11 protein-coding genes and 4 pseudogenes are annotated in these 17305 nt (G+C 65.0%); 6 read left to right on the top strand and 9 right to left on the bottom strand.

What is annotated here, in order from left to right; genetic code table 11:
• Nucleotides 1–448 precede the first annotated feature (448 nt).
• The 3 genes and pseudogenes from ACQCSY_RS21780 to ACQCSY_RS21770 all read right to left on the bottom strand — a co-directional run.
• Nucleotides 449–1231, bottom strand: a complete 783-nt coding sequence (locus ACQCSY_RS21780; protein WP_427132106.1) for a hypothetical protein — start codon at nucleotides 1229–1231, stop codon at nucleotides 449–451.
• A gap of 280 nt (nucleotides 1232–1511) precedes the next feature.
• Nucleotides 1512–2336: pseudogene (locus ACQCSY_RS21775) on the bottom strand (cytochrome P450); the annotation flags it as partial.
• Nucleotides 2225–3322, bottom strand: a pseudogene (locus ACQCSY_RS21770) (cytochrome P450); the annotation flags it as partial. The pseudogenes ACQCSY_RS21775 and ACQCSY_RS21770, both read right to left, overlap by 112 nt.
• A 479-nt stretch (nucleotides 3323–3801) precedes the next feature.
• Between ACQCSY_RS21770 and ACQCSY_RS21765 the strand changes: the two are divergent.
• Nucleotides 3802–5067, top strand: coding sequence for an MFS transporter (locus tag ACQCSY_RS21765; RefSeq protein WP_427132104.1), 1266 nt, complete (start codon nucleotides 3802–3804; stop codon nucleotides 5065–5067).
• Between the two features lie 335 nt (nucleotides 5068–5402).
• Nucleotides 5403–5936 (top strand): protein-tyrosine phosphatase family protein, encoded by a 534-nt coding sequence (locus ACQCSY_RS21760; protein ID WP_427132102.1) that lies wholly within the window; start codon nucleotides 5403–5405, stop codon nucleotides 5934–5936.
• A gap of 48 nt (nucleotides 5937–5984) precedes the next feature.
• Here the strand turns inward: ACQCSY_RS21760 and ACQCSY_RS21755 are convergent, their stop codons facing one another.
• From ACQCSY_RS21755 to ACQCSY_RS21735, 5 genes and pseudogenes are all read right to left on the bottom strand, one after another.
• On the bottom strand, nucleotides 5985–6482 hold the full coding sequence (locus ACQCSY_RS21755; RefSeq protein WP_427132100.1) for a DUF2247 family protein: 498 nt from the start codon (nucleotides 6480–6482) through the stop codon (nucleotides 5985–5987).
• A gap of 289 nt (nucleotides 6483–6771) precedes the next feature.
• Nucleotides 6772–7359, bottom strand: a complete 588-nt coding sequence (locus ACQCSY_RS21750; protein WP_427132098.1) for a hypothetical protein — start codon at nucleotides 7357–7359, stop codon at nucleotides 6772–6774.
• 335 nt (nucleotides 7360–7694) lie between these two features.
• A complete protein-coding gene (locus ACQCSY_RS21745) occupies nucleotides 7695–8282 on the bottom strand; it encodes a PadR family transcriptional regulator (RefSeq protein ID WP_427132096.1) in 588 nt (195 codons plus the stop codon).
• Between the two features lie 228 nt (nucleotides 8283–8510).
• On the bottom strand, nucleotides 8511–8825 hold the full coding sequence (locus ACQCSY_RS21740; protein ID WP_427132094.1) for a hypothetical protein: 315 nt from the start codon (nucleotides 8823–8825) through the stop codon (nucleotides 8511–8513).
• Nucleotides 8826–8881: 56 nt separating this feature from the next.
• Nucleotides 8882–9704, bottom strand: a pseudogene (locus ACQCSY_RS21735) (helix-turn-helix transcriptional regulator).
• A 628-nt stretch (nucleotides 9705–10332) separates the two neighbouring features.
• Here ACQCSY_RS21735 and ACQCSY_RS21730 point away from each other — a divergent pair.
• Nucleotides 10333–10506: pseudogene (locus ACQCSY_RS21730) on the top strand (aldo/keto reductase); the annotation flags it as partial.
• A 156-nt stretch (nucleotides 10507–10662) separates the two neighbouring features.
• On the opposite strand, the gene ACQCSY_RS21725 reads toward ACQCSY_RS21730, so the two are convergent.
• Nucleotides 10663–12684 carry a glycosyltransferase family 2 protein gene (locus ACQCSY_RS21725; protein ID WP_427132092.1) on the bottom strand — a complete coding sequence of 674 codons (2022 nt, stop codon included), beginning with the start codon at nucleotides 12682–12684 and terminating at the stop codon, nucleotides 10663–10665.
• A 53-nt stretch (nucleotides 12685–12737) separates the two neighbouring features.
• Between ACQCSY_RS21725 and ACQCSY_RS21720 the strand changes: the two genes are divergently transcribed.
• The 3 genes from ACQCSY_RS21720 to ACQCSY_RS21710 are packed head-to-tail and all read left to right on the top strand — an operon-like array spanning nucleotide 12738 to nucleotide 17274.
• On the top strand, nucleotides 12738–14786 hold the full coding sequence (locus ACQCSY_RS21720) for a methyl-accepting chemotaxis protein (protein ID WP_427132090.1): 2049 nt from the start codon (nucleotides 12738–12740) through the stop codon (nucleotides 14784–14786).
• Nucleotides 14783–15232, top strand: a complete 450-nt coding sequence (locus ACQCSY_RS21715; RefSeq protein ID WP_427132088.1) for a chemotaxis protein CheW — start codon at nucleotides 14783–14785, stop codon at nucleotides 15230–15232. The genes ACQCSY_RS21720 and ACQCSY_RS21715 overlap by 4 nt, the downstream gene beginning before the upstream one ends.
• Complete coding sequence (locus ACQCSY_RS21710; RefSeq protein WP_427132086.1) at nucleotides 15229–17274, top strand: hybrid sensor histidine kinase/response regulator; 2046 nt, start codon at nucleotides 15229–15231, stop codon at nucleotides 17272–17274. Before ACQCSY_RS21715 ends, ACQCSY_RS21710 begins: the two co-directional genes overlap by 4 nt.
• Nucleotides 17275–17305 lie beyond the last annotated feature (31 nt).

Genomic DNA, 17305 nt, shown 5'->3' with positions numbered 1-17305 from the left:
CCTCCGCTCCCCGCGCCCCGTCCCGGGCGAGTCGAAGGGCCACGTCCGGGCCGATCACATACCTGGTCGTAGTAACACGTCTTGCTGAGCCCCGCCGTGACTCGAATCCTAGGCGCGATTCGGGCCGATCCGGGAGCCATGGGATCCATTTATCCTCCGCCGGCTGGGCCCCATCGCGGTGCCACGCCGCATTCCTGCCCCGTTGCCGGCCACGCTACGCCGGCTACGCCAACGACTGGGGCTTCGCGATCTATCGCACCAGCCACGACGACCACCAGGACAATTATCTGCCCACCGGCGTCTGCGGCCTCTACCTGGCCGACCCCACCGCCTGGACCTGAAATCCCGACGAACTGACGGAAATGACCTCTAGCCGGAGGCAGGGCCCTCCGGCATGACACCCTTGGCCGGCAGGTACAGAACGCCGTCCTGCCCCTGTTTGGCATATTCACGTGAAGATGTCGGCCACGTACCTGCAATGGGTGCGTTCTACTTCATCCATCCACGCCTCGGCGTCCGCCCCCGAGGCGCCGGTCGCCTCCTGGTAGATGAGTGCGCACGTGTCGCGGACCTGCGGCGCCAGCCCGGTCCCCGCACACACCATGATGAACGGGACCCCCAAGGACTGGGGCGGGTGGAAAGCCGCATTCGAGGGACGCACCGTGACCGCGATCCTTGACCCGGGCCTGGCCTGGGCGAGATAGGTCGACGAGGCACATTCGAAGACGCCGCGGCCCGACCAGGCCGGAGCCCGGACCACGGCGAAGGTCAGGGTCGCATGGTCGGGGCTCCAGAGCGGGGACGAGGAGATGGAGTACCGCCTTGGGGTCAGCTGTGTCAGCAGCTCCAGAAACGAGGTGAACGGCAGCTGACACGATGGGTACGATTCCAGCAGATCCAGCAGGGAGACGCGCTTGTCGAGGATCTCGGCCGCATGACGGCCGCGGTCCTGGGCCAGGGACTCAAGCTCGCTGCGGTGGGCGGGATCCGACGCGACATCCGCCGGCTGCCCGAGCTGGGTCCGCGTGGCGGGGACGGCCAGTTCGACGTAACTGCTCAGCAGCTCGCCCACGGCCACGGGCGTCCCGGTGGGCAGGAAAGTGTCTCCCCGCTCCATGCTCAACAGGACGTGTGAGTCGTAGTCGAGGTCGAAGCGGGTCAGGGCCCGCTGCACGAGTTCGTCGGGACTCAGGGGCAGTATGGCCAGATAGTCGCCTGTCCGGTAGCTCATCGGGCAGGGCGATCTCGACATGCCGCTTGGACCGGGCGTCCTGTTTGGTCATATCGACCAGTTCCCGGTTTGCGACGACGGTACCGACTGCCAGCCCGTTCTGGCGCAGCAGCGGGTCCCGGACGTTGCCCACGAACTGAATTTCAAGCTCGGGCTGCGCGGCCGGCGAACTGGTGCTCTGCCCGAGGGCGGCGTCCACCGCTGGCCAGAATCCCGCGTACCACTCTTCGAAATCGCCGAAGAAGTCGCCGCGGGCATTGGCTTCACCCCGGTCGTAGATCCGTTGGGCGCCGGCGGCCTCGAGCCGGGCGTCGATGGCCTTGGGCACCTGCTGGTAGGTTCGCGCCCAGTCCTTGTTGCCGTTGCCGAAGACGGTGTACCGCACCCCGGCGAGGTTGCCCGGCCGCAGGCCCTCGGTCCAGGCCAGGAATTTTCGGGCGTTGTCCGGCGGCTGCCCCTCGTAGGAGGAGGCCACGATGGTGACGAGCCCCGCTGTCGGCAGTCCGCCGGCTGCCTCGTCGAGCGGACCGATGGTGGGGCTGTAGCCGCGCCGTCCGGCGTCGTTGGCAATGCGCTGGGCGAAGTCCTTGGAGGTGCCTGCATTGGAACCGTAGAGCACCCGGATCGGGACACCATTGGCGGCTGCAGCGGCCGGCGCTTCCTCCTGGCGGGCATGTTCGACGGCGGTCTGGCTTGCCGTATTGATCCGGACGTCCCGCCGTCGCACGTGGATGAACAGCCCTTCGGGCTTCATCGTCAGGGTGTGCTTAATCTGCAGTTCATAGCCGGAGTCCGCCGAGGTGATTTCGAAGCGCTGCAGGAGCTTGGCCAGGAATAGCATGGCCTCCTGCAGGGCGAATCCCCGGCCGATGCAGGAGCGCTGCTCGTTGCCAAAGGGCTTCCATGCTTTGGCAGGGATTGCCGCTGCCCGTTCCGGGGAGAACCGGTCCGGATCGAAGTTCCGTCGTGCTCGCCCCGCGCCGCCTTGTCCCGGTGTGGCTGCGGGATCAGTACCAGGATGGGTTGGCCCGCGGGGACTTCGTAGCGGCCGTCGAGCGTCGTGTCCTCGTACGGAGCGACGTTGAATGCCGGGGCGGTGGGCCACAGCCGAAGGGTTTCCTTGAGGATCTGGTCCAGGTAGCCCGGTCGGGGCAGGTGCTCGAACGTGGCGCTTTCGGTGCCAAGGACCTCGTCCACTACGGCGTGCGCCTTGGCCAGAGCGCCCGGATGGCGCAGCAGTTCGTAGAGCGTAAAGGACAGCAAGCCGCTGGTGGTCTCATGCCCGGCGATCAGGAAGGTGACCATCTGATAGCGGATGTTTTCATCGGATAGCCGCTCACCGGTCACCGGGTCCGCCGCGCTGAGCATGGTGTCGAGGATGTCCTCGCTGCCCGCCGGGCTAGGATTGCGCCGCCGGTCGCTGATGATCTGCTCGGCGACTTCGAACATCCGGGCATTATCTTCCTCGAGCTGGTGCCGTCTGCGCAGCATGATCTTGTTCTGCACCGGGAGCCTGCGCGATCGCTCCTGGGATTCGACCAGGGCGCGGACCATGGCGCCGATGAAGGGATGCATCTCCTCCCGGTAGAGACTGTTGAACCGGTAGTTGAACGAGCACAGGGCGATGGTGTCCAGCGTCAGGCGGGTGGTGTTGTCCGGAACGTCGATCCGGGCCGTGGGGCCGAGCCTCTCCCACTTGAGCAGCAGCTGCTCGACGATGTCGTCCATGCCAACGAACATCCGCATCAGCGCTGCGGGCCCGAACGCCCGCATCAGGATCCGGTGTGCCTTTTGCCAGTTCGGTTCCTGTGTTTCAGCGGTGAACAGGCCGTCGCCGGCGAATTGCCGCACCTCCCGAAGGGCAATGCCGAGCACCTTGCCGAAACGGGATTCATCGCACACCTCGTCGACGAGCTGCTGGGAGGAGACGGCGACGAGGCTGCGGTTGAAGAATTGAATGCGGACGATGGGGCCGTACTGCTCGGCCACCTCGACCAGCCCCAGGACTCCCTTGCTGGAGTCGATATCGGGCAGGTTGCCGACTACCGGCCGCGGGGGAGGCTGGGGTATGGGGACGCTGGGTGAAGGCATGGGCCCTCATAAGCGGTCGCCGATCGACGCTTGTGAGCACTGTTTGCTGCCTGACCGGACGAGACTGTCCAGCCTGGATCCACGATACTCCGGTCCGATCCCGGCACTACAGGTCGATGACGTCCCGAATATGCCTCTCGAGCATGGTCTCGTAAGGGTGGATGGTCCCAACTGAAAGGACGCACCAGTGTCGAGATGCGCTCCTGGACCACTTCCTTGACGCTTGGGGTATTTTCACGGTTGGCAGGGTTGTCCAAGATCCAGAACACGCGTTTGGCCCGGTGGACGTCGTGGGCGGCGAAGTAGGCCAGCGTTCTGCCGCGGCGGTTTCCGAACTCCACGCGAGTTCCATAAACGCGACCCCTTAAACTCGGTATTTTTAGTGAGATGCGCATCCTGTCTGACATCTGCTCTGGCGCGCGCCGACGAGGGAGAATGGGCTCGTGCTGCCCCTTCGCCCTGGCGGGGACGGCGACGAGATGAACGCCGCCGCCCGAAAGACTCAGCGCATCTTTCTCACGTTGACGCTGGGCAATACCCTTGCGGCCTCGTTCATCTGGGGGATCAACACCCTCTTCCTGTTGGATGCCGGACTCAGCAACCTCGAGGCCTTTGCCGCAAACGCCTTCTTCACGGCCGGTATGGTGCTGTTCGAGGTGCCCACCGGAGTGATTGCCGACGGTTGGGGGCGTCGCGTTTCGTTCCTGCTCGGCACCGTGACCCTGGCCGTATCGACCTACCTCTACTACCTGCTCTGGCAGCTTTCCGCCCCGTTCTGGTCCTGGGCGGTAGTGTCGGTCTTGCTCGGGCTGGGCTTCACCTTCTTCTCGGGTGCGGTCGAGGCCTGGCTCGTGGACGCGTTGCGCTTCTCAGGGTATGAAGGCGGGCTGGAGACGGTGCTCGGGCGGGGCCAGATGGTGTCGGGCGTCGCGATGCTCGTCGGCTCCGTGGCCGGCGGTGTGATCGCGCAGGCCACCAATCTGGGCGTGCCGTTTCTGCTGCGCGTGGGCGTGCTGTTGGCCATGTTCGTCGTGGCCTTTTGGCTCATGCGCGATGTCGGTTTCACCCCCGAACGCTCAACCCATCCTCTCCAGGCGACCCGTGCCGTACTGTCCGCCTCAATCGAGAACGGATTGAAGAATCCACCGGTACGTTATGTGATGCTGGCCGCGCCGTTCAGTGCCGGCGTCGGGATCTATGTGTTTTACGCCCTGCAGCCGTACCTGCTTGAGCTCTTCGGCGACCCGCGCGCCTACTCCGTCGCGGGTCTAGCGGCGGCAATCGTGGCCGGAGCACAGGTGCTCGGCGGGTGGATGGCGCCCCGTATCCGGCGTCTGGTTCGCAAACGCACGACGGTGCTGATTTTGAGTAGCATCGTGAGCGCTTTGATTTTGGTCGTTCTCGGGTTCACCCAGGTGTTCTGGGCGGCCTTGGTGCTGTTGGCGCTCTGGGCTCTCGTCTCCTCGGCGGGCACCCCGGTGAGGCAGGCCTACCTGAACGACATGATCGCCTCGAAGCAGCGAGCCACAGTGCTTAGCTTCGACTCACTCATGGGATCAAGCGGCGGCGTGGTGGTGCAGCCATTGCTCGGTCGGGCAGCCGATGCGTACGGCTACCCCGCCTCCCTGGCGATCGCCGGCGTGATCGAGCTGATCGCAGTGCCGTTCCTGCTGGCGAGTCGTCGCCAGCGCCCCCAGGCCGATCAGGCCTACGCCTCGACCAGCCCGTCGAACACGGAATCCTAGCGGTCGTAGACGTTGTCGTCACCCGGTTGACCGGCGATGCCGTCGACCCGGGGGCCAATATGTCTGCCCAGGCAACTGTGATCGGAGGCCGCTACCCCGCAGTCTGTACCTGCCTTGGCCAGCGATGCTGGCGTTCAAACCCGAGGCCGAGATCCGCTCCAACATTGCGGCGGGGATGCCGCGGCAGCGGGCGGGATGACGGTCCGCGACATCCCCCATCACTTGGAATAGACGCTCGGGACCGAGCTGTCCCGCGAAACCATCTCCAAGATCACGGAAGCGCACAAAGCGCCGCGGGAGCCGACGGGGAAGACCGTGCTGTGGCGGAGGGCGAAATGACGGAGAATTTAATCCAGGGTTCTGCTGAAGGAGCGGACATGACTGTGGACCCGACGCGGATTGAAATTCAATTCGATCCGACTGTCCAGCGCATGAGTGGGATCTCCAAGCACGGTCTAATCCCTTTCGACGTACCGTTCGTCAGCGAAATTGCTCCTGACCTCTGGCAAGGTGGCTGCCAAGACGGCTTGATGCTCCCCAAATTCGTCAAGCACCTGGTTTCGCTGTACCCATGGGAGTCGTACGCAGTAGGGCATCCCATCAGCTCGCTGCTGCTCGTGACCATGTACGACAGTGAGGATCAAGGCTTCGCCCAAATCGATGCCATCGCGCACTGGGTCAACACCTGCCGGGCGGATGGGCCGACTCTTGTTCATTGCCAAGCGGGCCTCAACAGATCGGCGCTAGTCGTCGCAAGAGCTCTCATCCTCGAAGGAATGTCGAGCGCGGAAGCAATCAGCCTTGTTCGCGAGAAGCGCTCTCCTGCATGCCTCTGCAACCCGTCCTTTGAGCGGTGGCTGAGGCAATGAGCTGCGCCTGAAAGAGAGCCACGGCATCCGGGTGCCTCCATGATCGGGTCAGGGGCTCGTCAGTGACCGGTGCTCGTCTTCGAGGAAACGTGCCCAACTCTGAATCAGGGCGGCCTTTCCGGGCTCGTCACCGGGCCGCACAGGCATGTTGCGGACCAGCGGTGAGACCGACGGCGGGTAATCGAAGTCCGCGTAGATCTGCTCGACCACCCCGAGTGGATCCCTGAGCTGTCCGCGTTGACTATAGGCCGCTTTCAACTGCAGGTAGAGCCACTTCCGTACAGTCTCCCGGGGGTCGTGGGTCCGCTCAGGGTCATCGAGTGCATCCAGTACCTCCGGGACCCGCTCGACCTCATCGCCTAACAGCGCCGCCAACTCGTGAAGTACCGGGTCTGATGTCCCGCGGCGGACCTGATCGACGGCGAGATCGATGACGGCCCGCTTCTTGAGGAAGAAGTGTTCCAGGCCATAGCGCAGATCCTCTGCTGTCAGCGGGATCCGCTCAGCGAGCACGAAGCTCGGTTCGAGCTCGAGCGTGATACTCATGGCACTCCATATCGCACGCGCCCCAGCGGCGGGGCTTGGCCAGTTGGCTTGCCTCCGGAACGGCAAAGAGAAGTCTAGGTCATGATCGCAAAGCAGCCTGGGTGCCGCCGCAGTCGCCAGTCTTGGGATGATGATACCCGGCACGGAACCGGACCAGGTCATCTCGGACGAGCGCGGATTCCTTATCGAGCGGTAGATTGTCGGCGTCCTTGGCACCGAGGGCGCCGGGGTGCCGGGGGCGCTGAAACGGATGAGTCGCTCCGACCGGCGCTTCCAGGCGGGCAGCCCCCTATCCGGCGCCGGCGTCCGGGAGGAACCGGCGGTTCCTGATCCGTGATTCGCCGAAATCGACTGCCAACGGTCGAATCTCCCGGCGTCCGCCGCCCCTGGTCTTTGGGCGGCCCACGGCAATGTGGGGTGTCCAGCGGGGGTATCTGAAGCCAAGGGCGCGTGAGCCGAGAATAAAGTCATCGACGTTGTCCACAAGCAGCTCGTCCAGCAGTTCGTGCAGGGCCTGCACGAGGGAGACCTGATAGTCGTGTACCCGGCGGGGCACGTCCACTTCGAGTGCGCACACGCTGCCGCCGCCCAGCACGATCAGCCTTTCGGCGCTTCCGGAAAAGCCTCCCAATACCGGCAGTGCCTGCAGCCAGGCAACGGTCCTGCGGGTGGCTTCCGCGGTACTGGTGATGCCTTTGGTCCAGTCCGCGACATCCTGGGAGAAGGCCTCCAGGACGCCGACGTGCAGCAGGGTCAGGTGCAGCCCCTGTGGCCTGCGCAGCGCATTGACGTAGCTGCCCAGTTCCTCGTAGTCCGAGGGCCCGGATCCAACACTGAGTACCGGCACCTCCACCGTGAAGCGCGGAAACGTATGCACCCGGTCCCCCTCTTCCGCTGACCCTTGACTTTGGTTGCAATTATGCTCCCGTGTCCGCCGAGCCGGATAACGCGGGACAACGCATCGTCCAGGTCATCGGGCTAGAAGTAGTGCACGACGTCTCCGGCACGCAGCACGTTCACGACGGGGGCGATTCCGCGACGCAGGTCCGGGAATCCTCCCTCGACGTTGCCCGCACTGAAACGGGCGTGCGCACCGGCGCGATGTCCAGAAACCCAAGGGGCAGGCTCATAGCTCGAAGCGAAGGACCCCGGTCCGGGACGGTAAAGAAACGAACCCAAAGTTACGAAGGGATGACCGGGGCTATTTAGGTCCTAGTCGGCGAGGATGTGGTAGAGCGCGCGGCGCGCTTCATCGATTTTCTCCACGGCGGCATTGCGTTGCTCATCGGTGGCACCTGCGCGGAATTGATGGATGACTCGCATGAGCTTTATCAGGCTCTGATAAAACGCAGGCGCGGACCCCTGGGGATCGGTGTTCCAGGCGTTTCTCAGTTCCTGGTCATGGTCGGCCACATAAGCCTTGCCCGCATCGGTGAGTGTGAACTCGGTGCGTCGGCCTTCACCCACGGGTTCGATGAGTTCTTCATCAACAAACTGCTGGAGCGTAGGGTAAATGGAGCCCGGGCTCGGGCGCCAGGCTCCGGACGTTTTCTCCGCGATCGTCTGGATCAGCCCGTACCCGTTCGATGGAGATTCGGCCAGGAGGGAGAGAATCGCCCAACGAACATCGCCCCTGTTGGCCCGCCGGAACCCGCCCGGACCAAAACCCGGACCAAACCCGCCCGGACCAAACCCGCCACCGCCATGTCCGTGGGGTCCGCGGCGGCTCCTGCCGCGCTCGAAGCGTCCTCCCATTAGGGGTCCGCAGTCTGTGAACTTGTTCTCGTGAATGCCTTTCATAGCGGCATCATCCTTCCACTCCAGCTCAGTTTTCCCTGATGAACGTCAAGTATCTGGCGATACTTAACGATATATCGCTGAGTATCGCCAATCAAGAGCACATTACCCATTCAGAATCACTGACCCATGGAGAGGGCCGGGCCGCGGATGCCAGCCCGAGGCATGGTTCAGGCGGCATTCGGAGGGTGATCCCGCCGAATGCGCCTGAGATGCTTTATGGCGCCCGCCCTAGATGCCGACTTTGCCCCTGGACGCGTCGTCGATCTCGGAGGCGTCCCGCTGGGCCGCCTCGAGGCGGCGGCGCACGCGCTTCACGGGTTCTGGCGCAAGGATTGCTGAGGCGACCGTGATTACACCGATCACGCTGAAGTAGAGGATCACCCGGCCTGGCCCACCGTTATGGGCGTTGAGCAGTGCGACGGCGACCAGCGGGGCGATGCCTCCTGAAAGGACCGATCCGAATTGGTAGCCCATCGATGCGCCGTTGTAGCGGAGCTTGGTGGAGAAGAGGTCCGGGAAGAAGGCGGCCTGCGGGCCGTACATCGCCGATCGTAGCTGACGTCAGGGCGCCATGTCGGCGCCGGGTGCATCCGTGTTGGTTATTGCCCGCGGAGGTTCTCCATGACGGACGCCGCTCCGGCACCGAAGCTGCCGAGCAGCGTGAGGGAATCGGCAGACGGCGAGCCCGGCTTCGCTGAAAACACTCGAAGCACCTGATCCGGATCGTCACGCAGCGCGAGGTCTTCAAAGTTCAGGTCCAGGTCCCCGACGACGGGATGGCGGAGCCGGACACTGCCCGCGGACCCTGTGGCCACCCGGTGCCCGGCCCACCACTGGCGGAATTGCTCGCTGCGTACCGCGAGTTCGCCGACGAGTTGATTCGCCTGGGCGTCGTTGGGATGCCGGCCTATATCCGTGCGCAGGGACCCGACAGCTTCAGAGGCTACGGTCTGCCAGTCGCGGAAGAGCTCGCGTGCGCGGGCATCGAGGATGATCCACCGGCTCAGGTTCCACCGGCATTGCGGGGAAGTCGGCCAGCAAGAGGAAAGCGAGGTGGTTTCCGGCCAGCACCTCGGTGCGGCGGCCCAGAACCAGGGCGGGCACATTACCCACCGCATCCACGAGCTGGCGCAGCGCGGGCCGCACGCCCTGCGCCGGAATGGGTGGACGCTGGGAGTTCGCGCAGTTCTCCAGGAGGTCGATCATGTGCGCCTGTTCGCCAGGATCCAGGCGCAGGGCGCGCGCCACCGAATCCAGCACGGCCCGGGACGGGTGGATGTTGCGGCCCTGTTCCAGCCGCGTGTAGTAGTCGGTGCTCACGTCGGCCAGCCGTGCGATCTCCTCGCGCCGCAGCCCGGGGACCCCCCGGCCACCGGAGGTGGAGGCTATCCCGGCCGTCTCCGGCGTCAACCGTGACCGCATGGCCTTCAGGAACTTTCCAAACTCGGCGCTCTGACCCATGTCTTCCATTCTGCCGGGCCGAGTCCCTGTTTTCTATGGCGAAGGTAGGACGGCCATTCCTAGGAAATGCAGGGAGCGGCAAAGCTGCTGACATCCCTTCCCCACATGCGTAGCGTCGTTTGCATAGCCCGCAGGAAAGCGGTTTCGTACCCAACTTTCCCGTGCCGGCTCACCCCCACAGAACAACCCAACCCGGTGTGCAATCCGCTATTCGAGCTGGAAACCGCCCGCCAGTGACCGGTCGCCCCAGGACGTTACGGGCTGATGAGGAGAGCCAGTTCATGCACGTTAGATGACAAGAAGAGGACTATGGATATTTCGCTGATGATGGCTTACGCGGTCATCAACACAATGAAGCAGGAGGGCCGCAGTGCCTTGCCGGATGCCCCTATTGAAGCGGCACGAGCCGCCGGTTCCACACCAGGAGGCGGGCTCGCCTGCAGGGTTGGCTGGCGAGCGTGCTACACCGCGCTGCGTGGGCCATTGAACCGGCCCCTCCGACCGTAGCGCAGACCCGACAGTGAAGCACAAACCAACCCACCCCAACCCAACGGAAGAATTGATGATGTCCCAGACACAAGAATCCACCATCCCCTCTGTGACCCTCAACAATGGCGTCCAGATCCCGCAACTCGGCTTCGGCGTCTTCCAGGTCCCGCCGGAAGAAACCCAGCGCATTGTTGAGGATGCCCTGGAAGCCGGCTACCGCCACATTGACACAGCCGCCGCGTACCGGACACGAGGCTCGGGACTTCCCCGTGAGATCCGCCAAGTCGCGTGGCGAGAGCACGGCGACTACAAGGCGCCAGGCCGTATCGCCCTCGTCGCGTCAATGGCCTCGGCGGCCCCAGCGGGTCGAGGGTGGGTCACGCCTAACGGCCAAACCGAGGCGACTTCAACTTCCGTGACCGCACGCGCTTCATGCCGGCTGCAGGGAGGCGATGGCAGGGACCCCGGGCGGGAAGTCCGGCAGTGCACCGACGGGCGTGTGGAACAGCCAGAGCGACAGCGCGCGGTAGGCCTGCCAATCGCCCTCGCGGACCCGCAGCGACGCCGTCTGGCAACCCCCTGGGCCGGGCATGACCCTGACGACGTCCAAGGCTATGGGCTCAGCTGCGGGCAGTGTGAGCAGCACAGTTCCCGTACCCGGAAGCGCCCCGGGCGGAAAGCGTACGGAGGCCCCGCCCATGGAGATGTCCAGGAGATCACCCCGGACGCCTGCAATCTCCACACAGACCCGTAGGGGGAGCCGGTGGGCGTTGCGCCGGGACGTCGCGTATTCGGCGGCGCGGATCCGGCGTGTACCCAAGACGAGCACAACGCCAGCGAGAACCAGCCAGACGCCCGCGGCGACCGTCGAGCCCGGGTTCGTGCGCCACGGCACCCAGCCCAGGGCCCCAGCGGCAGCATAGAGAATCACTCCGGCCACGACAATGATCATGACGGTCAGGATCCGCGGGATCCGGCCCGTCATGCGCAGCTCGGCTGCCCCCTTCGGCGTCACCTGGAATTCCAGAGTCTTGCGCGAGATCAGCCACCACAGACATGCCAAGCCGACCGGAATGCGGAAGATCCGCAGGGCGAAAGCCGTCGGCCAGTGGATCTGGTTTCGCATCAGCCGCTTGGCCCCCCACAGGCGGACGGAGAACATCGCGATGAAAACGGCAGTGAAGGCCAGGGGCCCGGCTGTGGAGGTTTGGGCGCCGGAGAGCATCACCAGCATCGGGATCAGGAACGCCACGAGGGTGGCGATGCCCTCCAGCCACCACAATGTGCCGTTGAGGTATTCGTGGTAATTGCGCCAGGACATCCAGCTCTTGGCCGCCCACAGCCGCTCGTAGGCAAGGATCTGCATGGCGCCCATGCCCCAGCGGCGGCGCTGGAGTAGGTACTGCTCCGCGGTCGCCGGGGCCAGGCCCAGAGCCAGGGTCTGGTGGTGGTAGACGGTCTTCCAACCTTTCCGGATCAGTTTCAGGGTGGTGTGCATGTCCTCGGTGATCGTCTCCGTTGCCACACCGCCCACCTCGCGCAAGGCCTTGACGCGCAGCAGCGACGTTGATCCGCACCAGAAGGGTCCGGCTCCGGCAGTGTTGCGGGAGGGCATCAGGACGTTGAAGAACATGCCCTGTTCACCGGTGATACCGTCATCATCGAAAGCACCGGCGTTGTAAAACGACTGCGGACCCTGCACCAGGGCAATCCCTTCGTCGTTGAACCAGCCCAAAGTCGCTGTCAGGAAGTTCGGCAGCGGCACGTGGTCGCAGTCCAGCACCGCAATGATGTCGATTCCGCCCGTGGCTGCTGCTTCCTCCGCGGCCATCAGCTCCAGCGCGTGGTTCATGTTGCCAGCCTTGGCGTGGTCGTGGACGGGGCGGCTGACATACCTGGCACCGTAGGATGCGCACATGCTTGCCACCCAGGAACGGTCGCCGTCATCAAGCACCCATGTCTGGTGCGCCGGTTCCAAGGCGCAGGCAGCGGCGATCGTGGGAGCCAGGACCTCAACGGGTTCGTTATAGGTGGGGATCAGCACGGCTACGCCCATGCCTTGGGGCGGGCTCGTGACCGGTGCCGGTGCCCGGCTGTCAATATTCCACAACGTGATGGCCTTCAGGATCAGCCCGCCCAGGGGCAGCGCCTCAAAGATCACCAGAATCCAAGCAATCGTGAGGTTCCCGCCGTCGGCCGGCAGCGTAAAGGCCAGACGCCAGCCAAGGTACAGCACCAGGGAGGCGATCGCGGCGATCCCGCCGATATGGGCCATGCGGCGCGACCGGGTTCCCTCCAACGCCGGCGAACCGACCTGCGCGGCCCAACCCGCTAACCCGGCCTTCGAGAATGCCTTCGCGTCCCGCAGAGGGACAGGGGCCAGAACCCCCTCTGTCAACGTCGGGTTATCCGCACCGTGGCGGTGTTCGTGGTTCACGGACTGTTCAGGCACGTCTTCCCCCCGAGCGGTGGCTGCACCACATTGCCGACTTCACTTTGTTGTCAATGCCTCATTACACCATAGTCAATTTCCGGTCGTCGCCCAGGTTCAAGGCTGGTACATTCAGAGGGCCTTGCGGCTGCGCGTTCGGTCCCAAAAGCTGTGTGCGCATTCGATCGGTCCGCGATGAAGATCGCCGGGCCACCTTAGTGAAGCCGCTTTCAACAACCGCGCTAACAGAAAGTCCGGAAACTGACATGGCCACGCACACCAAACGCCGATGGCGTTCACTACCGCGCCGTTTCGGCGTTCAGATGGTGGCGGCCAGTTTGCTGGTATCAGTGCCGCTCATGATCGTGCTGGCAGTGCTTCTGACGACGCAGTCATCGGCGAGCCTGACCGCTGCCGCCGAAGAGAAGGGAGTCGCCCTGGCCCGCGCGATCACGATGCGGCTAGAGGACTGGCTCTCCGAACGCCAAGGTGACCTGAAGGTCGTCGCCGGTACAGTCGGCGGTCAACTTGATAGCCCCGCAACTGCGGCCCGGCTTGCAGAAATGGACAAAGCCTACGGCAGCTACACGCTGATCGAAATTGCGGATGTCGCCGGCAAGGTCATGGCCACGAGCAGGGCCGGGGTCGAACTGGCCCCGGCCGGTCGGGGCTGGTTTCAGACGGCTGTCTCCGGCAAGCCGGTAGTGACCTCATTGGTCCGTCAGGGGAATCAGATCGAATGGATCATCGCCCAACCGGTGTTGGACGCCGAGGGACACGTGCAGGCCGTCGTTATCGCCAACCTCGACCCGATGGTGTTGCCCAAACTGCTCAACCCGGAGCTCGGCGCGGGCGACGAAGTCGTTGTCGCCGACTCGCAGCACCAGCTTGTCTATGACACCGGGTCGCTCGGAAAGGTGGCCGACGCGGCCGCGCTGCTCGCGGCCGGCGTGCTGAACACGACCGTGGACAACGCGGCGACCCGCCAGGCCCTGAGCACCGGTAACCCCGGCTCGACCAGGTTTACCGATTATCTGGGTAAGGACGTCATTGGCGGTTATGAAGTCGTGAGCGAACTGAACTGGGTCCTTATCGTGAAGGAAAAAGCCAGCGATGTGCTCGCACCCGTAGCCACCCAGGCCGAGCGCGCCATCATGCTGGTCATCATCGGCGCGGTCCTTGCAGCGGCCGTCTCAATCGGCCTGGCCTGGCGCACCATCCGATCGGTCAAACGGTTGAGCGCCGTCGCGCACCGGGTAGCACAGGGGGACCTGACCGCCCGCGCCGTTCCGGCAGGATCCGCGGAGCTCGTTGTGCTGGCCGATTCCTTCAACGCCATGCTGACCACCTGCCAGCAGCTCGTCGGCCAACTCGGGGCGGCCGGGGTCGAGGTGAATTCCGCCGCAACCGAATTGTCGGCATCCTCCGACGAACTGGCGGCAATCACCACCCAACAGAGTGTGGCGGTCACCGAGGCCACCGCAACGACCGAGGAGCTCGCGCGGTCCTCGGTGGCGATTGCGGACACTGTCGACGCGGTCGCCCGTCAGACCGCGGAGACCAGACAGAACCTGGAGCAGGCCGAGACCGACATCACCGTGTCGAGCGAGCGCACCCTTGCCCTCGCCGGGCGGGTCAGTGACATTGATGCCCTGCTGGTGCTGATCAACGACATTGCGGATCAGACCAATCTGCTTGCCCTCAACGCCGCGATCGAAGCGGCCCGCGCCGGGGAAAACGGCCGCGGTTTCGCGGTCGTGGCCGACGAAGTGCGCCGTCTGGCCGAACGTTCCAAGACGTCCGCGGGCGACATAGCCGCGATCGTGGCGGCCGTCCAGCGCGAAACCAACGCCACCGTGATGGCCATGGAAAAGGGCGCCAAACAGATGCAACACGGCCTGGTCCTGCTCGAGGCTGTCACGGATGCCAACGGTCAGGTCAGTCTGACCACCCAGCAGCAACGCAGCGCCACCGCCCAGGTCGTCGAGACCATGGAACAGCTCACCGACGCCAGCCGCCAGGTCTCGATTACGGCCCAGCAGATCGCCGCCTCCGCCGGCGATCTCGCCGATCTGGCCGGCAACCTAGAAACCACCGCAGGTGTCGGCAGCGGACCCCGATGACTGATATGCACGCCGTGCTCCTCCCGGTCGGGGCCGATCTGTACGCCGTGCCAATCGACCGGGTAAAGGAAGTAGTGGCGGCCCCGGGCCTGACCCGATTGGTCACCGCGCCGCCGGGCGTGCTCGGTCTGTTCAATCTGCGGGGACAAATCGTGCCCCTCCTCGACACGGCGGCGTTGCTGGGGCTTCCCGGCGCCGGGCCGGCCGCATTCGCACTCGTCCTGCAGGCCAGGGACGGCCTCGTCGGGCTGGCGGTCACAGCTTTCCCCCAACGTGCCCTTCTCGGCACGTCCATCGGCCCGTCCGAGCTGCCCGGCACCGCCGGAACCTATCGGGTAGAGCGCCGGGTGGCGGTGCTGCTTGACCCGGATGTGCTGTTGGCCGCCGATCGGCTCGGCCCCGCGCCCGGCGGCGGAATCATCGTCTCGAGCGGAGTGGGACGGTGAGCGGGCTCGGCCTTGAACAGGTGCGGGACCTGTTCGCCCAGGAAGCCGAGGTTCGCCTCGCCCACTTGGATCAGCTCTTGCTCCAGCTCGAGCAAACGGGCGGTGATGAGACCCTGATCCGTTCCGTCTTCCGGGAGCTGCACACCCTCAAGGGTTCCTCGGCCGTCGCCGGGCTCGAAGAGGTGAGCCAAGTCGCCCACGAGCTGGAGGAAATCGTCGACGGTTTGAGAGAGGGGCGTCAGCTCGTCACGCCCGAGATCATCGACACCCTGCTTGCCGGCGCCGATCGGCTGGGCCGCGTCATCACCGTGCCGGGGGCGGTCGCCAGTCTGCTGGGAAACCCCGTGGTCGCCGAGCCGCCGACCGGCGGCCAGCTAGCCGCGGTCGATCGATGCGCGGTGCCGCCGGCGCTGGAACCCGAGGAGGCGCAGCGGCCGCAGGCCGCCGGCGAGATCACCGGGTCCGGAGTCTCCGGCGGCGTCGTCATGGTGCCGATGGAACGGCTCGACGAGATGGTCCGGCTTATCGGAGAGTCGGCATCCGCCCATCTGCGGGTCGGCCGCATGCTCATGGAGAAGTACGGCGTCGACCCGACCCTCAACTCCGAATTCAACGATCTCTCGCGAACCTTGAACGAACTGCAGGACCGCGCAATGCGCACCCGGATGGTCCCCCTGGCCACCATCACCGACAAGCTCCAGCGCGCGGTGCGCGATCTCTCGCGTGCCCAAGGCAAGACGATCCACTGGGATGTGCGAGGGGCCGACACCGAGCTCGATCGCGGCGTCCTGGTGCAACTGTCTGACTCCCTGCTGCACCTCGTGCGCAACGCCGTCGACCACGGCATAGAGTCCGACGCCCTGCGGGTGGCATCACGGAAGCCGGCGGGGGGCATCATCAGGCTGCACGCGATGCAGCTCGGCTCCGAAGTCATCATAGCCGTCACCGACGACGGCGACGGGATCGATGCGGACCGGGTCAGGGAGCAAGCCGAAGGCCAGGGCATCGACACCGACGGGATGAGCGAAGAGGACATCCTCCACCTCATCTTTCACGCCGGACTGTCTACAACATCTTTTGTGACCGACGTGTCCGGCCGAGGAGTCGGACTCGACGTCGTGCGGGCCAGCGTCGAGGCAGCGCACGGCCGGATTGAGGTGCGCTCCAAACCAGGGATGGGCACCGAATTCAGGATCATTGTCCCGATCACCCTCGCGGTGCTGCGTTGCCTTCTCGTCGAGTCCGACGGCCAGCGCTTCGCGTTACCGTTCCATCGCGTGATCCTGTCCCAGCGCTACGACCCGGCGAGCCAGTCCAGCGCCGAAGGCCGGCCCGTCATATTCGTCGGCGACCAGCCCGTGCCGGTGTCGACGCTGGCCGGCACGCTCGGCCTGGAATCCGCCGAACCGTCCAACGGCCCGATCGTCGTTCTCGCCGACACCGCCCGCCGGCACGGATTCCAGGTTGACCGTCTCGTCGGCCAGCGCGACGTCGTCGTCAAAGGTCTGAACGGCCTTCTGGCACACCTTCCCGCGGTCGCGGGCGCGAGCGTCGAACCGGACGGCTCCGTGCTCATCGTGCTGGACCCGCCCGGACTCATCGAGCGAGCCAGACACTCCAGTCGCAGCCAGGACCCGCGACTGAAGGATGTCCAATCAGAGGCACCCCGCCAGCGGATCCTCGTCGTCGATGACGCCCTGACCATCCGCGAACTGCAGCGCAGCATCCTCGAACGGGGCGGCTTCGACGTGCGCGTCGCCGTTGACGGCACGGATGCGCTCTCGAAGCTCGCCGAGGAAGCCAGCGATCTGATCCTCACCGACATTGAAATGCCGAACATGGACGGCTTCGAGTTAACCGAAGCGGTCCGCGCGCATCCATCACTGGCGAACATCCCCGTGCTGATTCTCAGCTCCCGCTCGAGCGAGTCTGACCGTCAAAGGGGGCTCGATGCCGGCGCCGATGGTTTCATCCTCAAAAGCGGATTCGACGAAGGCAGTCTGCTCCTGGCCGTGAACCGGCTGATCGGAGCACGGGCATGACCGGCCCCACGCCCGCCAAGACGATCAGGGT

The sequence above is a fragment of the Pseudarthrobacter sp. S9 genome, from assembly GCF_050156545.1.
Lineage (GTDB): Bacteria > Actinomycetota > Actinomycetes > Actinomycetales > Micrococcaceae > Arthrobacter.
This window is presented reverse-complemented; position numbering and strand designations above follow the sequence as displayed.

Bases quoted from the DNA above. Each gene is read 5' to 3' on its own strand.
- ACQCSY_RS21745 (WP_427132096.1), bottom strand. From the start codon at position 8,282: ATGAAAGGCATTCACGAGAACAAGTTCACAGACTGCGGACCCCTAATG.
- ACQCSY_RS21765 (WP_427132104.1), top strand. From the start codon at position 3,802: ATGAACGCCGCCGCCCGAAAGACTCAGCGCATCTTTCTCACGTTGACG.
- ACQCSY_RS21780 (WP_427132106.1), bottom strand. From the start codon at position 1,231: ATGAGCTACCGGACAGGCGACTATCTGGCCATACTGCCCCTGAGTCCC.
- ACQCSY_RS21755 (WP_427132100.1), bottom strand. From the start codon at position 6,482: ATGAGTATCACGCTCGAGCTCGAACCGAGCTTCGTGCTCGCTGAGCGG.
- ACQCSY_RS21720 (WP_427132090.1), top strand. From the start codon at position 12,738: ATGCCTCATTACACCATAGTCAATTTCCGGTCGTCGCCCAGGTTCAAG.
- ACQCSY_RS21760 (WP_427132102.1), top strand. From the start codon at position 5,403: ATGACGGAGAATTTAATCCAGGGTTCTGCTGAAGGAGCGGACATGACT.
- ACQCSY_RS21740 (WP_427132094.1), bottom strand. From the start codon at position 8,825: ATGTACGGCCCGCAGGCCGCCTTCTTCCCGGACCTCTTCTCCACCAAG.
- ACQCSY_RS21715 (WP_427132088.1), top strand. From the start codon at position 14,783: ATGACTGATATGCACGCCGTGCTCCTCCCGGTCGGGGCCGATCTGTAC.